We start from the raw sequence: 16,384 nt of genomic DNA on the forward strand, positions 1-16,384 counted from the left end.
TAAGAGTTGAGAGTTTAGGACTTACGCAAATCGTTTGTCATTGCGAGCAAAGCGAAGCAATCGCACCCAAACGAGTCGTGCGCCAATCGTTCTGGGGCGATTGCCGCGCTTCGCTCGCAATGACAAACGATTTGCGTAAGTCCCAGAGTTGAAAATTCAACCCTACCTTTTAACTCTTAACTCTCAACTCTCAACTCCCATGCCTACCCGTCCGCTGCTACTCCTTGCCGCGCTGAGCCTCACCGGCCCGGCGGCTTTCGCCCAAAAAACGCTGCTGCACTGCGGCCACCTGCTCGACGTGCGCGGCGGCCGCACGCTCAGCCAGCAAACTATTGTGGTGGAAAAGGGCCGCATCACGGCCGTGCAGAGCGGCTACACCGCCGCCGCCGGGCCGCAGGACCAGGTTATTAACCTGGAAGATAAAACGGTAATGCCCGGCTTCATCGACTGCCACGTGCACCTCGAAGCCACGCCCAGCCGCAACTCCTTCCGCGAGCGCTTCACCCTCAACCCGGCCGACGTGGCCTACCGCGCCGAGGTCAACGCCCTCGTCACCCTGCGCGCCGGCTTCACCACGGTGCGCGACTGCGGGGGCTCGGGCGTCAACATCGCGCTGCGCAAGGCCGTGGCGCAGGGGCTGGTGCCGGGGCCGCGCATCTACACGGCGGGCACGGCCATTTCGAGCACCGGCGGGCACATGGACGACACCGACGGGCTTAGCGACTTTATGATTGAAAAGCTGAACCCCGGCACCGCCGAGGGGGTAGCCAACGGCCCCGACCAGTGCCGCCAAGCCGTGCGCGAGCAGTTCCGGCGCGGCGTGGACCTCATCAAAATCGCCAGCACCGGCGGCGTGCTCGACCTGAGCAAGGACGGCAGCGGCGCGCAGTATTCGGAAGAAGAAATCCGGGCCATCGTGAGCACGGCCCGCGACCTGGGCCTGCCCGTGGCCTGCCACGCCCACGGCGCGGAGGGCATCAAGCGGGCTATTCGGGCCGGCGTCACGAGCATCGAGCACAGCTCGCTCATGGACGCCGAAGCCATCCAGCTGATGGTCAAAAACCGCACCTGGTACGTGCCCACCATCATCGCCGGCAAGTCGGTAGCCGACACCACGCGGCGGCACCCCGACTACTTCCCGCCCGTTATCGCCGCCAAGGCGCTCAACATCGGTTCGCAAATTCAGGCCACCTTCGGGCGGGCCATCAAGCAGCATGTGCGCGTGGCCTTCGGCACCGACGCGGGCGTGTACCGCCACGGTCAGAACGCGCTGGAATTCGGTTACATGACCGAGGCCGGCATGGCACCCATCGACGCCATTCGCGCCGCCACCGTCAACGCCGCCGAGCTGGTCGGCGACCCCCAGAATCTGGGCGCGCTCGAAGTTGGGAAGTATGCTGACGTGGTGGCCGTGGAGGGCGACCCGCTGAAGGATATTTCGACGCTGACCCGGCCGAAATTCGTGATGAAAGAAGGCCAGGTGTACGTGGGTCAGTAGCGCGAACTTTCCAGTAACGGGGCGGGCTGCCGGCTTTTTCGGCCGGCTGTCCGCTCGTCGGGCGCGCCGTTCGTTCTAGCAGAGAGCGGACAGCCGGCTGAAAAAGCCGGCAGCCCGCCCCATTGAACGCTACTTCACCACCTCCACTTTCATCCCCACCTCCTCCACCGGCCACTTGTCCTGGGGGTCCACTTTCACCTGGGAGATTTTATCCACCACATCCAGCCCTTCGATTACCTCGCCAAAAACCGTGTATTTGCCATCGAGCGAGGGCACGCCGCCCTGGGTGGCGTAGGCCCGCACCTGGGCCGGGGTGAGGGGCCGGCCGGCGGCGGCGCGGCTCTGGTAGGGCGTCAGCTTTTCGCCCACCACGAAGTAAAAATCGGTGTTTGACGACAAATGGCCGGGGTTCTGGTCGTCGTCGTAGCGGGCCATGCCCAGCGCGCCTTTCACGTGGAAGTGATTGGGCCGCATTTCGGGGGGTAGGCGGTAGCGGCGCAGGCGAATGGTGCGCGGCCCCGTGGTTTGGCCACCCTGCACGGCAAAGCCCTTCACCACGCGATTAAACACCGTTTCGTCGAACACGCCGCGGCGGGCCAGCAGCAAAAAATTGGCCTTGTGCAGGGGCGTATCATCAAACAGCCGCACCCGGATGTTGCCCAGGCGCGTCCGCACCAGCACCTCCGAGCCGGGATATTGGCGGCCGTAGGCCAGCAGCGCGGCCGGCGCGGTGCTGTCGGTGAGGGCCGCGATGTCGGGGCCGGGCGGCTTGGGCGGCGGCGGGGGCGCGGTGGCGGCGGGCTGGTCGGCCGGGCCGCAGGCGGCGAGGAACGCCAGGGGCAGGAGGTAACGCATAAGGTTTAATGACTGATGCGGTGGCGGGGCGGGCTGCCGGCTTTTTCGGCCGGCTGTCCGCTCTCTACTAGAACGAACGGCGCGCCCGACGAGCGGACAGCCGGCTGAAAAAGCCGGCAGCCCGCCCCGCCACCGCATTAAGCCCTACTTCTTCACTTTTATTTTGACCTTCACCCCGGCGGGGGCAGCGGGGGTAGGGGCGGCGGGCGCGATGGGCTCGGGCGGGGGCGGCGGGGCGGCCTCGCCGTCGGTGGCCTTTATCTCGTCGGGGGCGATGACCTTTTGCTGCTTTTGCTGGGCTATGAGCAGCTGCTCACTGGCCAGGGTGTTGTCTTTCCAGGCCTTGAGCTGGGTGGTCAGGTGCTCCTTTTCGTCCTTGCTGAGCTTGGGCGGGGCCATGAGCTTGCTGAGGTCGGGGCGGCCGCCCTCCTGCCAGGCCGTGAGCCACATGGAGGCCACCATCGGCGAAGCGCCCTTGAGGCGGAAGGCCACCTGGCCGCCCACCTCCTTCTCATAAGCATCGGCGAAGGCGTCGGAATAGCGGCGCTGGGTTTTGCCAAAGCGGTGCGAAAACGTGTACTTGGTCTGGGGCGTGAAGCCCTTGCTCACCTTGCTTTCGAGGTCATACGTCTCCGTGAGGAAGCCGTAGCTATTCTGAAGAACGCCCCAGATGCTGGCCAGCGGGTCTTTCAGCACCTTGCCTTCCTCGCCATTAAGCTTGTAGTCTTTCAGAAAACGCTCGGGCAGCTGGCTCTCCCAGAGGGCGTGCAGGCCGGTCTGGCCCGAGAGCTGGCCGTCGTAGTTGACGGTGGTGTGCAGCGGCACGAACGCATCGGCGGTGTAGTGGCTCAGCTCGGCCGAATACTTGATGATGGCCACCGTGTCGAGCGCGCTGAAGGCGGCGGCCAGCTTGTTCTTGGTTTCGATGACCACCCACGGCACGGTGCCGTACTTTTTGAGCGTGTCGGCCGAAAATTTACTTACCGCCTCGTCGTAGTTGCGCGGCACCTTGGCAAAGGGATTATCCTCCGAGTAGTGGTCCAGGTCGATGAAGTGCTTGGGGCCTTCGGTGGGGTCCTGGTTGCGGCGCTCGTCGGGGGCGGTGCTCAGGCGCACCAGCTCGGCCATGTGCCGAAAATAGAAAGCCTGCATGCCGGCCGGCAATTCATAAACGGCCACCTGCGTGATAACGCGGTGCCCCAAAAAGCCCCAGGCGCGCGCGGCGGGGGCGGCTGGGCCCAGCAGCAACGCCGCTAGCCCCAGGCTCAGTACTAGTTTTTTCATACGCAATAAGCGCCGGCCCTACCCCCCTCGGGCACGGCCGGCGGCCCCGAAGGTCGGGCCGGGCGGGCATATTTCCACCGGCCGGACCGCCCGCGCGGCCCAGCGGCCGGCCCGGCCCAGCGCAACTTCCCGAAATGCCCCAATCTTATACTATTCCGGCCCAACCCCCGGCCCGGCAGTTTGCGTACACAGGGTATCTTTCCCACCCACTCCCCCCACGTATGATTTCCTACCCCCCCGACACGGGCTAGCGCCCGCCCTCCCCCCGATAGTTCGTTTCGAAGCTTCGTAAAGCTTCTGGCTGTAGCGGTTACCAAGCCCGGCTTCCTACCCAGGAGGCCGGGCTTTTTCGGGGGGGTAGGCCCGCCGGCCCGGCTTCACCTGATCCTCATTCGGCTCTTTACCCTATATTTAGGCGCGGCAACGCTGCCGCCTATTTTTTTCTGGTTAAATGCCCAACGAGTTTCACCAAAACATTCCGGCCAAAGTGCTCACCGACGTGCAGCAGCACCTCGACGCCATTAAGGCCGCGCTCGCGCCCTACCTCATCTCCCTCACCCCCGACGAGCGCCGCACCATGCTGCGCATGGCCGACAAAACGGTGGCCTTCGTGCAAAAAACCAGCGACTACGCCACCACTACCCCCGCCTTCGTGCCGGCCTTCGTGGACCTGGCCGAATTGCAGCAGGACGTGGCCGGCGTGAACACCCTCACGCCCCTGCGCCAGCAGTTCGAGCAGCTCGCCACCGACACCGACAGCACCGTGATGGTGGCCGGCGGCGAGGCCTACGCCAACTCGCTCACCATCTACAACAACATCAAGTTTATGGCCAAAAACAAGCAGCCCGGCGCGCAGGCCGCCTACGACGACCTGAGCCAGCGCTTCCCCGGCCGGCCCACCAAGGCCGCCGCCGCCAAAACCAAGGCGTAAGCTTCCCAACAAGCAGGTGGGGGGTAGTAAAAAGTGGGTCGGACCTACTTTTTACTACCCCTCACTTACTTTTTAGACCCTCGGTGGGTGCTTTTTGGGCGCGGCGGGCACCTTTTGGGGCCGCGCTGCTACTTGTTAGAGCCTCGCCAGCACCTTTTGGAGCCGGGCTAGGTGCTTTTAGTCCGGCGCGGGGTGCTTTTGCGGGCTCGGCGGTACTTTTTAGGGCCTAAGTGGCACCTTTTAGACCCACGCGGGCTCCAAAAGCCCCTACGCGGGGCGGCGCGGGGCGCGCTGGGGCTTGGCGGGGGGGGTAGGGAGCAGGGGGGCTTGCAGCTGCCGGTAGGCCTGGAACAGAAACTCTAGCCGGCTCAGCTCGGTGGGGAAGGCGGCGGGGCGGCAGCAGGCATCCACGGCGCGGTCGAGGGCGGCGTGGGCGCGCACCAGCGCCGGGGGCATCGTGAGCGGGTCGTAGAGGGTGGCCAGGCTCTCGGTGCCGAACTCGGCGCGGGCCGCCAGCACCGCCTGCGCCGCCGCTTCCACGTTGGCCGTTTGCTTGGGGGTAGGCAGCATTCAGGCGTTAACTTGCTAAAAAATCATTTTTATGCTCTCTTACCAAGAAGACCAAACCAGTACCTGCGATATTATACTTGGCGATGCCCGGACGGTAATGAGCAGCTTGCCAGCTGATTCATTTAATACCTGTGTGACCAGCCCTCCCTACTGGGGCCTGCGCGACTACGGCATAGCCGACCAGATAGGGGCCGAAATGGAGCTTGCAACCTACATTGAGAACCTTGTAAACGTATTTCGGGAGGTCCGGCGCGTCCTACGCCCAGATGGAACGCTCTGGCTGAATATTGGTGATTCCTATACCAGCGGCAACCGCACCTGGCGCGATACAGATAAGAAGAATCCCGCGCGTGGGATGTCTTATCGCCCCCCTACTCCCGATGGTTTGAAACCGAAAGACCTGATTGGCGTGCCTTGGCGCATTGCATTTGCCTTACAAGCTGATGGCTGGTATTTACGCTCAGATATTATCTGGCATAAACCGAATTGTCAACCAGAGTCGGTGAAGGACCGCCCTACCCAAGCGCACGAATACATTTTTCTTTTTACCAAATCAGAAAAGTATTATTACGACTACCTGGCTGTTCAGGAGGCCACGAATGATAATACTACAAAGCGCAATAAGCGTAGCGTGTGGTCTGTAAACACAGAACCCTATAAGGAAGCGCACTTCGCCGTTTTTCCGCCTAGCTTGGTCGCTCCGTGTATTCAAGCGGGCAGCCCGGTAGGCGGACAAGTACTTGACCCCTTCTTTGGCTCTGGCACGGTAGGCGAAACCAGCTTGCGCCTACAACGCAACTGCACTGGCATTGAGCTTAACCCCGAGTACGCGGCCATTGCAAACAAACGCCTGAACAAGGTGCGCCAACCGGCGCTGCATTTGTAAAGGCTGGCCGACAGCCTACGCCTCGTCTAACTCCTTGATAATAAACCTCCACTCGGCGTGCACAAAGCATAATTCCTTGCGAATTTTATGCACCTGTAATTTACGCTCGGTTCCCCCATCAAAATAGAGCCGAAACGCTAATTGACCATCGGGCGTGGTAACCCGGCAGTAACCTGGTTTTGGCATTTGCTTACTGTCAGTCATCATCTCTAACTCTCCTTGCGCCGCTTGCTCAAATAATGCCACAGGAATTTCTACCAGCTCGTAGCACCAATAAGGTGAAGCAGGAGCGGGGTTACTAGTATTACGCAAAACCAAGATTCGGTCGTAGCCAGTTAAATGGCGCATGAACTGGTCACGCAGAAGCATTAAATCCGCTGGTTTATCCGTCCAGTTTCCTTTGCCTAGCTCCATGAATTTGTGCAGGCGGATTTCAGTTAGTCGCAGGTTTCGGTCAGCTTGCGTTTTCAAAGATATTCGCTCGCCCGCTACACTGATATCATGCCCAGGATTGCCGCGTGGAGCCATTGCGGCCACTACACCACACTGTTGCCACACGCGCACTGCGGTATACTCAAATTTATCCTTCGCAAAAGCATCATCCGAAAAGCAATGGTGCAAGCGCAAGGCATCACCAAAGTCTTGCAGAAAGCATTCTGTTATCAATCCACTCATAGGATTGACCCAAAATTCCTTTGGCCGGCGAAATTGCAAAACAATACGCTCCACCCAAATTAATTGCCCTTCGCGCAATTCAGGCAGATAGGTAATAATGCGTTCAATCCGTCTGGTTATTGAATTTGAAGTGCTTTCAGGTTCCATTGCTCAGCTATCAGAGTTGCTACGTTATACCAAAGCTACTTATTCACCTGCCACGAGCAGCACTTCCAGCTTGTGGCCGTGGTAGCCGCCGTGGAGCAGGGCATCGTGCAGCTCGCCCATCAGCTCGGCGGCCTGGGTGTTGGCGGGGTCTTCGGGGCGGTACGCGCGCTTCTGGTAACCCGTGAGAAAGGCGAACAAGTGCAGGTGCTCATGCAACTGCGCCAGCCCGAATTCGTGCTCGGTGCCCTCATCGAGGTCATAAAGCCGAAACCGGGCGAAGTCGGAGACCAGAATATACTTGGGCAGCTCGTGGTCTTTGAGGCCGGGGAAGTAGTCGCGGGCCTGCTGCCCGGCGCGGTTGAGGCTCCTACCCCGGCTTTTGTGCTCCACCAGCAGCGTGCCCTTCCACAAAAGGTCGATAAAGCTCTGCTTGCCATCGGCCTTCTTAATGGGCACCTCAAAGGAGGCGACCCGGCGGCGCTTCACGTCGAAGACGTGGAAAAAGTCAATCCAGAACGATTGGGCATCGGCGCGCTCATCGCCGGCATCCTGCCATTCCTGGGCAAAGCGAATGGCGCGGTCTTTTAATTCGGAGAGGGAAAGGGGCATGGTGGGGGATTTGGGGGGAAGATAAAGCCCTCCGCGTGACCCCACCCCCCGGCCCCCCTGGCCCCTACCCCCTTCGGGAGAGGGGGAGCCGAGGCGGGTCGTTCAACGGCGCACCCCACGAGACCCCTAGGGGGCCGCCCCCTAGGGGTCTCGTGGGGTGAACGCCAGGGGGCAACCCCACAAAAAAAGCCTGGCCGCAGGGCCAGGCTTTTCGTCGGTTAAGGCAGTTGCAAAGACCTTACCAAATGCGCGACCGGTCGGCCGTGGCGCGCACCATCTTGTTGCCCTCCTTGCAGCCAAAGGCTTCGTAGAACTCGGGCATGTTCATGAGCGGGCCGTTGGTGCGGTACTGGCCGGGCGAGTGCGGGTCGGTCTGGATTTGCTGGCGCATGGCCTCGGGGCGTTGGTTAGCGCGCCAGATTTGGGCAAAGCCTAGGAAGAAGCGCTGGTTGGGCGTGAAGCCGTCAATTTTCTTGCCTGCCTTGGCCTCAGCCGTTTTCTGGAACGCCTGGTAGGCGATGGTCAGGCCGCCGATGTCGGCCAGGTTTTCGCCCATCGTCAGCTTGCCGTTCACGTGCACCGAGTCGAGGGGCGAGAAAGCGTCATATTGCTTGCCCACCATGTCGGCCTTGGCGTTGAACTTGTCGTTGTCCTCCTTGGTCCACCAGTCGCGCAGGTTGCCCTTGGCGTCGGAGCGGCGGCCCTGGTCATCGAAGCCGTGGGTCATTTCGTGGCCAATCACGGCGCCGATGCCGCCGTAGTTCACCGCGTCATCGGCCTTGGGGTCGTAGAAGGGCGGCTGCAAAATGCCGGCCGGGAACACGATTTCATTCATGCTCGAATTGTAGTAGGCGTTCACCGTGGGCGGCGTCATGCCCCACTCGCCGCGGTCAATCGGCTTGCCGAATTTCTGGAGGTTGTCCTCGGTGCGCCACTCGGAGGTGGCAAACAGGTTTTGCAGGGCACTCTGGCGCGTGATTTTCAGCTTCGAGTAGTCCTTCCACTTATCGGGGTAGCCGATTTTCACCGCGAAGGCATTGAGCTTCTGAATGGCTTCCTTCTTGGTGTCGGCGCTCATCCAGTCGGTGGCCATAATGCGCTCGCCGTAGGCGCGACGCAGGTTTTCGACCATCTCTTTGGCCTTGGCCTTGGCGGCGGGCGAGAAGGCCTTGTCCACGTAGAGCTGGCCGAAAGCCTCGCCCAGCGCGCCATCGGTGGCGCGCAGGGCGCGCTTCCAGCGGGGCTGCTGCTGCTTGGCCCCCGTCAGCACCTGCTGAAAGCGGAAGCTGGCGTCGCCGTAGGCTTTGGGCAGAGCCGAGGTCACGCCCTCCACCAGGTGCCAGCGGAAATACTGGCGCTGGTCGGCGATGGGCGTGTTGGCCATCAGGTTGCTGGCGGCGGCCAGGTACTCGGGCTGGCCCACGATGATGTCCTGGGCACCGCTCAGGCCGCTGTCCTTCAGCACCAGCGGAATGTCCAGGCTGGGGTAGTCTTTGGTGGCCTGGGCCACGGTCATCTTGTTGTAGTTCTTGATGCGGTCGCGCAGGTCCACGCGGCCCCGACTGGCCTGGGCCATCTTGGTTTCGAGGGCCAGCACGGCGTCGGCGTTGGTGGCGGCCAAGCTCGGCGCGTCGCCCAGCAGCCCGAACACGCTGGTCATGTAGGTCTTGTAGGCGGCCCGGATGGTCTTCGAGCGGCCATCTTCCTTGAGGTAGTAGTCGCGGTCGCCGAGGCCGAGGCCGCCCTGGCCCATGCTCACGGCATACTGGGTGCTGTTTTTGCTATCCTGGCGCACGCCAAAGCTGTACCAGCCCGTGCCGTACGACTTGCGGTCGGCCATGTACTGCTGAATCTCGCCCAGGTTTTTGAGGTTATTAATCTTATCGAGGCGCGGCTGCAAATACTTGAGGCCGGCGGCCTCGATGGCCGTCGTGTCCATCGCGGCGGCGTAGAAATCGCCCACCTTCTGCTCGTTGGTGCCGGCCTTGGCCGAGCGGTCGGCGGCGGCCTTCACCAGGATGCCTTTTTCCACGGCAACGTTGCGGTCCTGCAGCTCATTGAAAGCACCCCAGCGGGTTTCGGCGGCCGGCACGGGGTTGTTTTTTATCCAGTTGCCGTTGGCATAATGGTAAAAATCCTCGCACGGCGACACCGACTGGTCAATATTGGCGAGGCTGATGCCGACGCCTTGCTGCGGGGGGGTAGGGCGCTTGGCCGGCGGCCCAAAGGCGGTGGTAGCAGCCAGGCCGCCGAGGCCCAGCGTCGCCAGCGCCAACCGGGAGAAGGTAATGGTGGTGGACATGAAAAAGATTGGTTAGGAGAAAAAGAAGAAAAGCGAAAGTAAGGGTAATAGATGAAACCGCCGCCGCCTGGTTGCATCAAGTGCGAAGTAGGGTGCGGGGCTTGCCCCCGCCCGGCGTTGAACGAGACGGCCCATATCGTTCAACGCCGGGCGGGGGCAAGCCCCGCACCCTACACAACGAACATAAGAAAGCCCACTCCGGGCCGGAGCGGGCTTTCTAAGCAACGTGGGTTATCCCTACCCCCCCTACCAAATGCGGGCTTGCTCGGCCGTCGGCCGCTCCATCTTGTCGGTGGGCGAGCAGCCGAAGGCTTTGTAGAACTCCGGCATGTTCATGAGCGGACCGTTGGTGCGGAACTGCGCCGGCGAGTGCGGGTCGGTCTGCACCTGCTGGCGGGCCGCTTCGGGGCGAATGTTGGTGCGCCAAATCTGGGCCCAGGCCAGGAAGAAGCGCTGGTCGGGCGTAAAGCCGTCCAGGCTGGTGCCGCTTTTGGCTTCGGCCGTTTTCTGGAACGCTTGGTAGGCGATGGTCAGCCCGCCGATGTCGGCCAGGTTTTCGCCCATCGTCAGCTTGCCGTTCACGTGCACCGAGTCGAGGGGCGAAAAGGCATCATATTGCTTGCCCACCATCGCGGCCTTGGTGTTGAATTTCTCGCCGTCTTCCTTGGTCCACCAGTCGCGCAGGTTGCCCTTGGCGTCGTACTGCCGGCCCTGGTCATCGAAGCCGTGGGTCATTTCGTGGCCGATTACCGCGCCAATGCCACCGTAGTTCACCGCGTCATCGGCCTTGGGGTCGTAGAAGGGCGGCTGCAAAATGCCGGCCGGGAACACGATTTCGTTCATCGGCGGGTTGTAGTAGGCGTTCACCGTGGGCGGCGTCATGCCCCACTCGGTGCGGTCAATCGGCTTGCCAAACTTGCCCAGGTTGTCCTCGGCGGCCCAGGTGCGGGCGGCCAGCACGTTTTGCAGCGCGCTCTGGCGGGTGATTTTCAGTTTGGAATAATCCTTCCACTTATCGGGGTAGCCGATTTTCACGGTGAAAGCATTAAGCTTCACCAGCGCCTCTTTCTTGGTGGCGGCGCTCATCCAGTCGGTGGCCATAATGCGCTCGCCGTAGGCTTTGCGCAGGTTCTCAATCATTTCCTTGGCCTTGGCCTTGGCAGTGGGGCTGAACGCTTTGTCCACGTAGAGCTGACCAAACGCCTCGCCCAGCGCGCCGTCGGTGGCGCGCAGCTCGCGCTTCCAGCGGGGCTGCTGGAGCTTGGCCCCGCTCAGCACCTGCGAGAATTTGAAAGCCGCGTCGCCATAGGCTTTGGGCAAAGCCGAGGCTACGCTATTCACCAAATGAAAGCGCAGATACTCGCGCTGCGTGGCCAGCGGCGTGCTGGCCAGCAGCTTGCTCACTTCCTGCAAAAACTCGGGCTGGCCCACGATAACCTCCTTGGCCGTGCCGAGGCCGCTCTCCTTGAGCAGCAGCGGCACATTCAGGTTCGGAAACTCTTTGGTGGCCTGAGCCACGGTCATCTTGTGGTAGTTGGCTTGCGGGTCGCGCAGGTCCACGCGGCTCTTGCTAGCCTTGGCGAGCTTGGTTTCGAGGTCCATCACGGCGGCGGCGTGCTCGTTGGCCTGGGCCTCGGTGTCGCCGAGGCGCGTGAAGGTGCCCATCAGATAGGTCTGATAAGCGGCCCGGATGTTCTTGGAGCGCGCGTCCTCTTTCAGGTAGTAATCGCGGTCGGGCAGCGTGAGGCCGCCTTGATAAAACTGCACCGCGTACTGGGTGCTGATTTTTTCATCCTGCCCTACCCCCGAATTAAACCACACGCTACCGGCGTGGGCGTGCGGGTCGCCCAGGAAAGCCTGCATCTGGGCCAGCGTCTTGAGGCCCGCGATGCGGTCGAGGGAGGGCTTGAGGTAAGTCAGGCCGGCCTTTTCGATGGCCATCGTGTCCATCGCGGCGGCGTAGAAGTCACCCACTTTCTGGATGTTAGAGCCCGGCTGGGCCGTGGCGGCCTTGCCGGCCAGCTCCTCCAGAATAGACTTCTGGGTGGCGTAGTTGCGGTCGGCCAGCTCATTGAAGCTGCCCCAGCGGCTTTCGGCGGCCGGCACGGGGTTGTTTTTGAGCCAGGTGCCATTGGCATACTGGAAGAAATCGGCGCAGGGCTGCACCGACTTGTCGATGTTGGCCGGGTTGATGCCGACACCCGATTGGGCGGTGGTTTGCGCCAGGGCCGGCGGGCCGGCGGCCAGGCCCAGCGCCGCCACGGCCAGCGCCGCGCCCCGCTGGTAACGAGAGATTTTAGACATGAGAAAGGGAGAGTGGATGAGTTAGGGGATGGGAGTTAGCGCCGGCAAGTTAGGGACGCCCGCCAATTTTGGCACGTCGGCAAGGTACTTTTGCATTCTGAAGTGAAGCGCTTAGAGCTCATCCAAAATCGTTTGTCATTGCGAGCAAAGCGAAGCAATCGCACCAGAACGTCGTCGTTCGGGTGTCGTGTGGGTGCGATTGCTTCGCTTTGCTCGCAATGACATACGGTCTTACCTGATTGTTTCCTACCCCCTCCCATGCCGCTCTACCCCCGCCGCGCCGCCCCTACCCCCACCGAGCCGGCCGCCCCGCTCAGCCTGGGCGCGCTCCTGGCGCAGGTGCGCGCCGCCCTGCACCACCGCTTCCCCGATAGCTACTGGGTAGTGGCCGAGGTGGCCGAAATGACGCGCCCACGCCAGGCCGGCGGCCACTGCTACCTCAGCCTCACCGAGCCGGCGGCCGGGTCCGAGGCCCTGGGCTTCACGGCGCAGGCGCGGGCCACGCTCTGGGGCAGCCGCTATGCTCAACTGGCGCCCGCCTTTGCCGAGGCCACCGGCCAGGAGCTGCGGCCCGGCCTGCGCCTGCTGCTGCGCGTGAAGGTGACGTTTCACGAGCAATACGGCTTTTCGCTCGACGTGCTGGCCCTCGACCCCAGCTACACCGTGGGCGAGCTGGCCCGCCAGCGCCTGGCCACGCTGCGCCGCTTGCAGGAGAAAGACCTGCTGGAGCGCCAGCAGGAGCTGGCCCTACCCCTCGCCCCGCAGCGCCTGGCGGTCATCTCCTCGCCCACCGCGGCGGGCTTCCAGGATTTCGTGCGCCAGCTCGAAGAAGCGCCCTATGACTTCGCCCTCACGCTGTTTCCGGCGCTCATGCAGGGCGAGGGCGCGCCGGTCAGCATCCGGGCGGCGCTCGATGCCATTCGGCCGCGCCGGGGGCAGTTTGAGGTGGTCATTATTATTCGCGGCGGCGGGGCCAAAACGGATTTGCTGGCCTTTGATGAATACGGCCTGGCGGCGGCGGTGGCGGCGTTTCCGCTGCCCGTGCTCACCGGCATCGGCCACGAGCGCGACGAGGCGGTGGTGGACCTGGTGGCGCACAAGGCCCTCAAAACGCCCACGGCGGTGGCGGCGTTTCTGGTCGAGCGCCTGGCCCGGCTCGAAGGCCTGCTGCTCGACCTGGCCGAGCGCGTGGCCGAGCGCAGCCGCCAGCACCTGGCCCGGCACCACGCCCAGGTGCAGCGCCTCGCCGACCACTCGCGCGAGGCCGCCCGCCAGCAGCTGCGCCGCGCCACCGACCAGCTGGGCCAGCGCGGCCGCCAAGCCACCCAGGCCCCGCGCCAGCACCTGCGCCAGCTCGGCCAGCACCTCGAAAGCTTTCGCTACACCCTGCCCCGCGCCGCCCGCCAGGCTGTGGCCCACGAGGCCCAGCGCCTGCGCCGCCGCTTGCGCACGGTGCTTCAGCGCTTTGCGCGCCACCACCAGCGCCGCCGCGAGCAGTTGCTGCGCCAGCAGCTCACCACGCGCTGGAAATTCGAGCTGATACTTAAAAATCGTGAATTAAAAACCGTGAATTATGAGGTGAATATTTTGCGACAAGAAAATAAATTATTGAGGCAGTCCGGGAAGTAGAAAGAATTATCGGAACGTCATTCCGAGCTTGCCGAGGAATCTCGCTCGCATCGTTTGGGCGTCGTTCAGCGATGCGAGCGAGATTCCTCGGCAAGCTCGGAATGACGTGCTGATAATTCCCGAACAGCTTATTTATCAACTCCATTCTTAATTTCCCTACCCCTACCCCCGTGACGTACAACGAAGCCATTCAGGAATTAGAAACCATTTTACGCAGCCTCGAAACCGACCAGGTTGATGTGGACGACCTCACGGCCCGCGCCGAGCGCTCGGCAGAATTAATTCGCCTGTGCCGCCACAAATTGCGCCACGCCGAAACGTCGCTCGACCGCGTATTTGACTCGCTCGACGAGGAAGAAGCAGAGGAACCAGAAGACGCTGAACCAGAAGAGGATGCGCCAGATGAAGAAGACGAAGATGACGCCGATGAGTATCAGTCCGGTGGACCGGGACGGCCCGTTTCTCCGCGCTTATTTTAGAAGGATTAATAGGTGCTAAAAAAACGTCATGCTGACAAAGGAAGCATGACGTTCAGAATTAATTAGTACCCATTTCTCAATTTCGGCGCACGTGAATTTGCACGCGCTCGCCATCTTCGCTGGTAGTAGGCATCACGTCGATGCGGTCGGCCTCGTCGTAATAAATAGCCAGGCCCCGCACGATGCCGACGGCCAGGCCGCCCATGCGGCGCGGCGACACATAGTTAATTAATAACTCACTATCATTCAGGCGCGTTACCTGGAGCACGGGCGGCGCGTTTTCGGGGTGCTCCCGGCGCACCTGGTCGTGCATAGTGTGCTCGGTATTTTCCAGCATTTCGAGGGTGCGCCAGTCGGGGTCCACGTATTTCTGGTACATATACATGAGGTCGGGCACAAGGTATTCGCCGAATTTTTCGTGCAACTCACCAGCCGGAATACCCGTCTTTTCGGCGGCCTGACCAATTAAAGCGTACATATGCGCATCGGGATAGACCTCGCGGTGACTGAAATCGCCCGAATCGATGCCCGCCGCCTCTACCAATTTCAACCAGGTGCTGTGGTCGTATTGCGTCTGAACGTAGCGCTTGAGTAGAGTAAAAATGGTGCCGTGCATAGAAGGAGAAAAGTGCTGTCTGCCTGGGTACAACGCACGGCCCGCCGAAAGGTTGAGTGACCTGACCAAAGCCAAAAAAGGCGTCCGCTTCGGGAAGCGGACGCCTTTTTAAGTGGTTTTCATAACACGCTAAATATTACCACTAACCGTCATGGTGGTGAGGGTAGGCCCGGCGCTGCCGCCGGTGGGCTCCACGGTCATGGCGAAGGTCTGGGCGCTGGCGATGTCCTTCATCTGCTGGAGGTCGCCGCCGGCGGCGGTGGTGGCGGCAAGCAAGCCCGCATCAATAGGCTTGCCCTTATCCAGAGCCCAGAGTTGGTATTGCTTGCCGGCGGGCAGCGGGGGTAGCTCCTGCACGTCGAGGTACACGCGGTGATTGACGCGGTTGAACAGCACGCGGGCGTGGGCCTGGGGGTGGGCCGGCGTGCCCGCCAGGGCCACCGTTTTGAACTGCGGCGACCGGAATACCTGGAGCTGGCTCTGGGTATTCTGGAGGCGGTGCTCCACTACCTGCGAGGTCTGGGCAAAGCGCGCCTGGTTGTTTTGAGCGGCTACCAATTCAGAATTCGCGTTCTGCCAGCGGCTGTACAACAGCGCGTTACCGGCCAGACTCAGGAGCAGCGCCACGGAGGCGGCAATGGCCCAGCCGCTGCTACGCTGCGCCACGGGGGCCGGGGCGTAGGTTTCGGCGGGGGGCGGGTTGGAGGCCGACACGCGCATGACAGGCGGGGCCGCGAACGGCGCGGGGGTAGCAGCTACTGGAGCCTCCTCCACGCTGATTTGGGCCAGCACGCGGCCCAGAACTCGTTCGCGCGCCCCGGCCGGCGGGGCTACGGAGTGGGCTTCGGCATACACGGCAAGGCCGTTTATCAACTCATCTAGCTCCTGGCGAACCTCGGGGGAGCGCGCCGCCCACGCTTCTACCTCGGCCTGGTCGGCCGGGTTTAGTTCGCCCAGCGCATATTGCTCCAGGCGACCTGATTCGATATAAGTTTGAAAATCTTCCACTGACGTAACTATTTTAGCGAATAAGTTTGGCTAGCACTTTCAGAGCGGTGCGGGCGCGGGTTTTCACCGTGCCCAGCGGCAGATTTAGTTCTTCGGCCGCCTCACTCTGCGTGAAGCCACCGAAATAGAGCAGGTCGATAATCTGGCGCTGTTCGGGCACAAGCTTGCGGGTTATTTCCTGCAAGCCAACGTGCTCAGGGCGAAAACTATCCGGGGCAGCCTGGCGCTGAGCGGCCAGACTATCGTCGAGGCCCTGGGTGCGAGAACTTACGCGGTGCTGTCGCGAGCGGATTTTATCAATTGCTAAATTTCGGCTGATATTCACTACCCAGGTAAAAAGCCGTCCGCGGGTAGTGTCGTAGCTGGCCATCGAGTGCCAGATTTTGACCAGCGCTTCCTGCAGCACGTCCTCGGCCTCTTCCTCATCTTTGACGATGCGGTTGATGACGCCGTAGAGCGCCGCCGAGTAGCGGTCGTAGAACTCGGTCATGGCCGACTGGTCACGGTCGCGCAGGCGCCCGACCAGTGCCGCTTCGGCGGCAGTTGGGGTTGATATGAGAGATAAGTCGGACACGAGTGAAAAAGCAGAGG

At 62.0% G+C, this 16,384-nt stretch carries 14 protein-coding genes and 1 pseudogene; 5 read left to right on the forward strand and 10 right to left on the reverse strand.

Annotated elements, in window-relative coordinates; genetic code table 11:
* Nucleotides 1-199 precede the first annotated feature (199 nt).
* The gene (locus tag A0257_05315; GenBank protein AMR26580.1) at nucleotides 200-1,498 is read left to right on the forward strand and encodes an amidohydrolase; all 1,299 of its coding nucleotides are present in this window, start codon (nucleotides 200-202) and stop codon (nucleotides 1,496-1,498) included.
* Nucleotides 1,499-1,627: 129 nt separating this feature from the next.
* Here A0257_05315 and A0257_05320 read toward each other — a convergent pair whose 3' ends face one another.
* On the reverse strand, nucleotides 1,628-2,353 hold the full coding sequence (locus A0257_05320; GenBank protein ID AMR26581.1) for a hypothetical protein: 726 nt from the start codon (nucleotides 2,351-2,353) through the stop codon (nucleotides 1,628-1,630).
* 144 nt (nucleotides 2,354-2,497) lie between these two features.
* Complete coding sequence (locus A0257_05325; GenBank protein ID AMR26582.1) at nucleotides 2,498-3,637, reverse strand: hypothetical protein; 1,140 nt, start codon at nucleotides 3,635-3,637, stop codon at nucleotides 2,498-2,500.
* A gap of 451 nt (nucleotides 3,638-4,088) precedes the next feature.
* On the opposite strand from A0257_05325, the gene A0257_05330 reads away from it, so the two are divergent.
* Nucleotides 4,089-4,568, forward strand: a complete 480-nt coding sequence (locus A0257_05330) for a hypothetical protein (protein ID AMR26583.1) — start codon at nucleotides 4,089-4,091, stop codon at nucleotides 4,566-4,568.
* A gap of 267 nt (nucleotides 4,569-4,835) precedes the next feature.
* Here A0257_05330 and A0257_05335 read toward each other — a convergent pair whose 3' ends face one another.
* The gene (locus A0257_05335) at nucleotides 4,836-5,138 is read right to left on the reverse strand and encodes a hypothetical protein (GenBank protein AMR26584.1); all 303 of its coding nucleotides are present in this window, start codon (nucleotides 5,136-5,138) and stop codon (nucleotides 4,836-4,838) included.
* Between the two features lie 31 nt (nucleotides 5,139-5,169).
* Between A0257_05335 and A0257_05340 the strand changes: the two genes are divergently transcribed.
* On the forward strand, nucleotides 5,170-6,024 hold the full coding sequence (locus A0257_05340; GenBank protein AMR26585.1) for a modification methylase: 855 nt from the start codon (nucleotides 5,170-5,172) through the stop codon (nucleotides 6,022-6,024).
* A 15-nt stretch (nucleotides 6,025-6,039) separates the two neighbouring features.
* Here A0257_05340 and A0257_05345 read toward each other — a convergent pair whose 3' ends face one another.
* From A0257_05345 to A0257_05360, 4 genes are all read right to left on the reverse strand, one after another.
* Nucleotides 6,040-6,846, reverse strand: a complete 807-nt coding sequence (locus A0257_05345) for a hypothetical protein (protein AMR26586.1) — start codon at nucleotides 6,844-6,846, stop codon at nucleotides 6,040-6,042.
* Between the two features lie 39 nt (nucleotides 6,847-6,885).
* Nucleotides 6,886-7,455 (reverse strand): hypothetical protein, encoded by a 570-nt coding sequence (locus A0257_05350; protein AMR26587.1) that lies wholly within the window; start codon nucleotides 7,453-7,455, stop codon nucleotides 6,886-6,888.
* A 238-nt stretch (nucleotides 7,456-7,693) separates the two neighbouring features.
* Nucleotides 7,694-9,745 carry a peptidase M13 gene (locus A0257_05355; protein ID AMR29633.1) on the reverse strand — a complete coding sequence of 684 codons (2,052 nt, stop codon included), beginning with the start codon at nucleotides 9,743-9,745 and terminating at the stop codon, nucleotides 7,694-7,696.
* 258 nt (nucleotides 9,746-10,003) lie between these two features.
* Nucleotides 10,004-12,061 carry a peptidase M13 gene (locus tag A0257_05360; protein AMR26588.1) on the reverse strand — a complete coding sequence of 686 codons (2,058 nt, stop codon included), beginning with the start codon at nucleotides 12,059-12,061 and terminating at the stop codon, nucleotides 10,004-10,006.
* Nucleotides 12,062-12,319: 258 nt separating this feature from the next.
* Here A0257_05360 and A0257_05365 point away from each other — a divergent pair, with 258 nt between their 5' ends.
* Together A0257_05365 and A0257_05370 are read left to right on the forward strand one after the other, a co-directional pair.
* Nucleotides 12,320-13,690, forward strand: a complete 1,371-nt coding sequence (locus A0257_05365; GenBank protein ID AMR26589.1) for a hypothetical protein — start codon at nucleotides 12,320-12,322, stop codon at nucleotides 13,688-13,690.
* 170 nt (nucleotides 13,691-13,860) lie between these two features.
* Nucleotides 13,861-14,061 (forward strand): annotated as a pseudogene (locus tag A0257_05370) (exodeoxyribonuclease VII small subunit).
* A gap of 184 nt (nucleotides 14,062-14,245) precedes the next feature.
* Here A0257_05370 and A0257_05375 read toward each other — a convergent pair.
* The 3 genes from A0257_05375 to A0257_05385 form a co-directional block, all read right to left on the reverse strand.
* Nucleotides 14,246-14,785, reverse strand: a complete 540-nt coding sequence (locus A0257_05375; protein AMR26590.1) for a hypothetical protein — start codon at nucleotides 14,783-14,785, stop codon at nucleotides 14,246-14,248.
* A gap of 129 nt (nucleotides 14,786-14,914) precedes the next feature.
* Nucleotides 14,915-15,793 carry a hypothetical protein gene (locus A0257_05380; GenBank protein ID AMR26591.1) on the reverse strand — a complete coding sequence of 293 codons (879 nt, stop codon included), beginning with the start codon at nucleotides 15,791-15,793 and terminating at the stop codon, nucleotides 14,915-14,917.
* 13 nt (nucleotides 15,794-15,806) lie between these two features.
* Nucleotides 15,807-16,367: an RNA polymerase subunit sigma-70 gene (locus A0257_05385; GenBank protein ID AMR26592.1), complete on the reverse strand. Its 561-nt coding sequence runs from the start codon at nucleotides 16,365-16,367 to the stop codon at nucleotides 15,807-15,809.
* Between the last annotated feature and the right edge of the window lie 17 nt (nucleotides 16,368-16,384).

It is taken from the genome of Hymenobacter psoromatis, from assembly GCA_001596155.1.
GTDB lineage: Bacteria > Bacteroidota > Bacteroidia > Cytophagales > Hymenobacteraceae > Hymenobacter.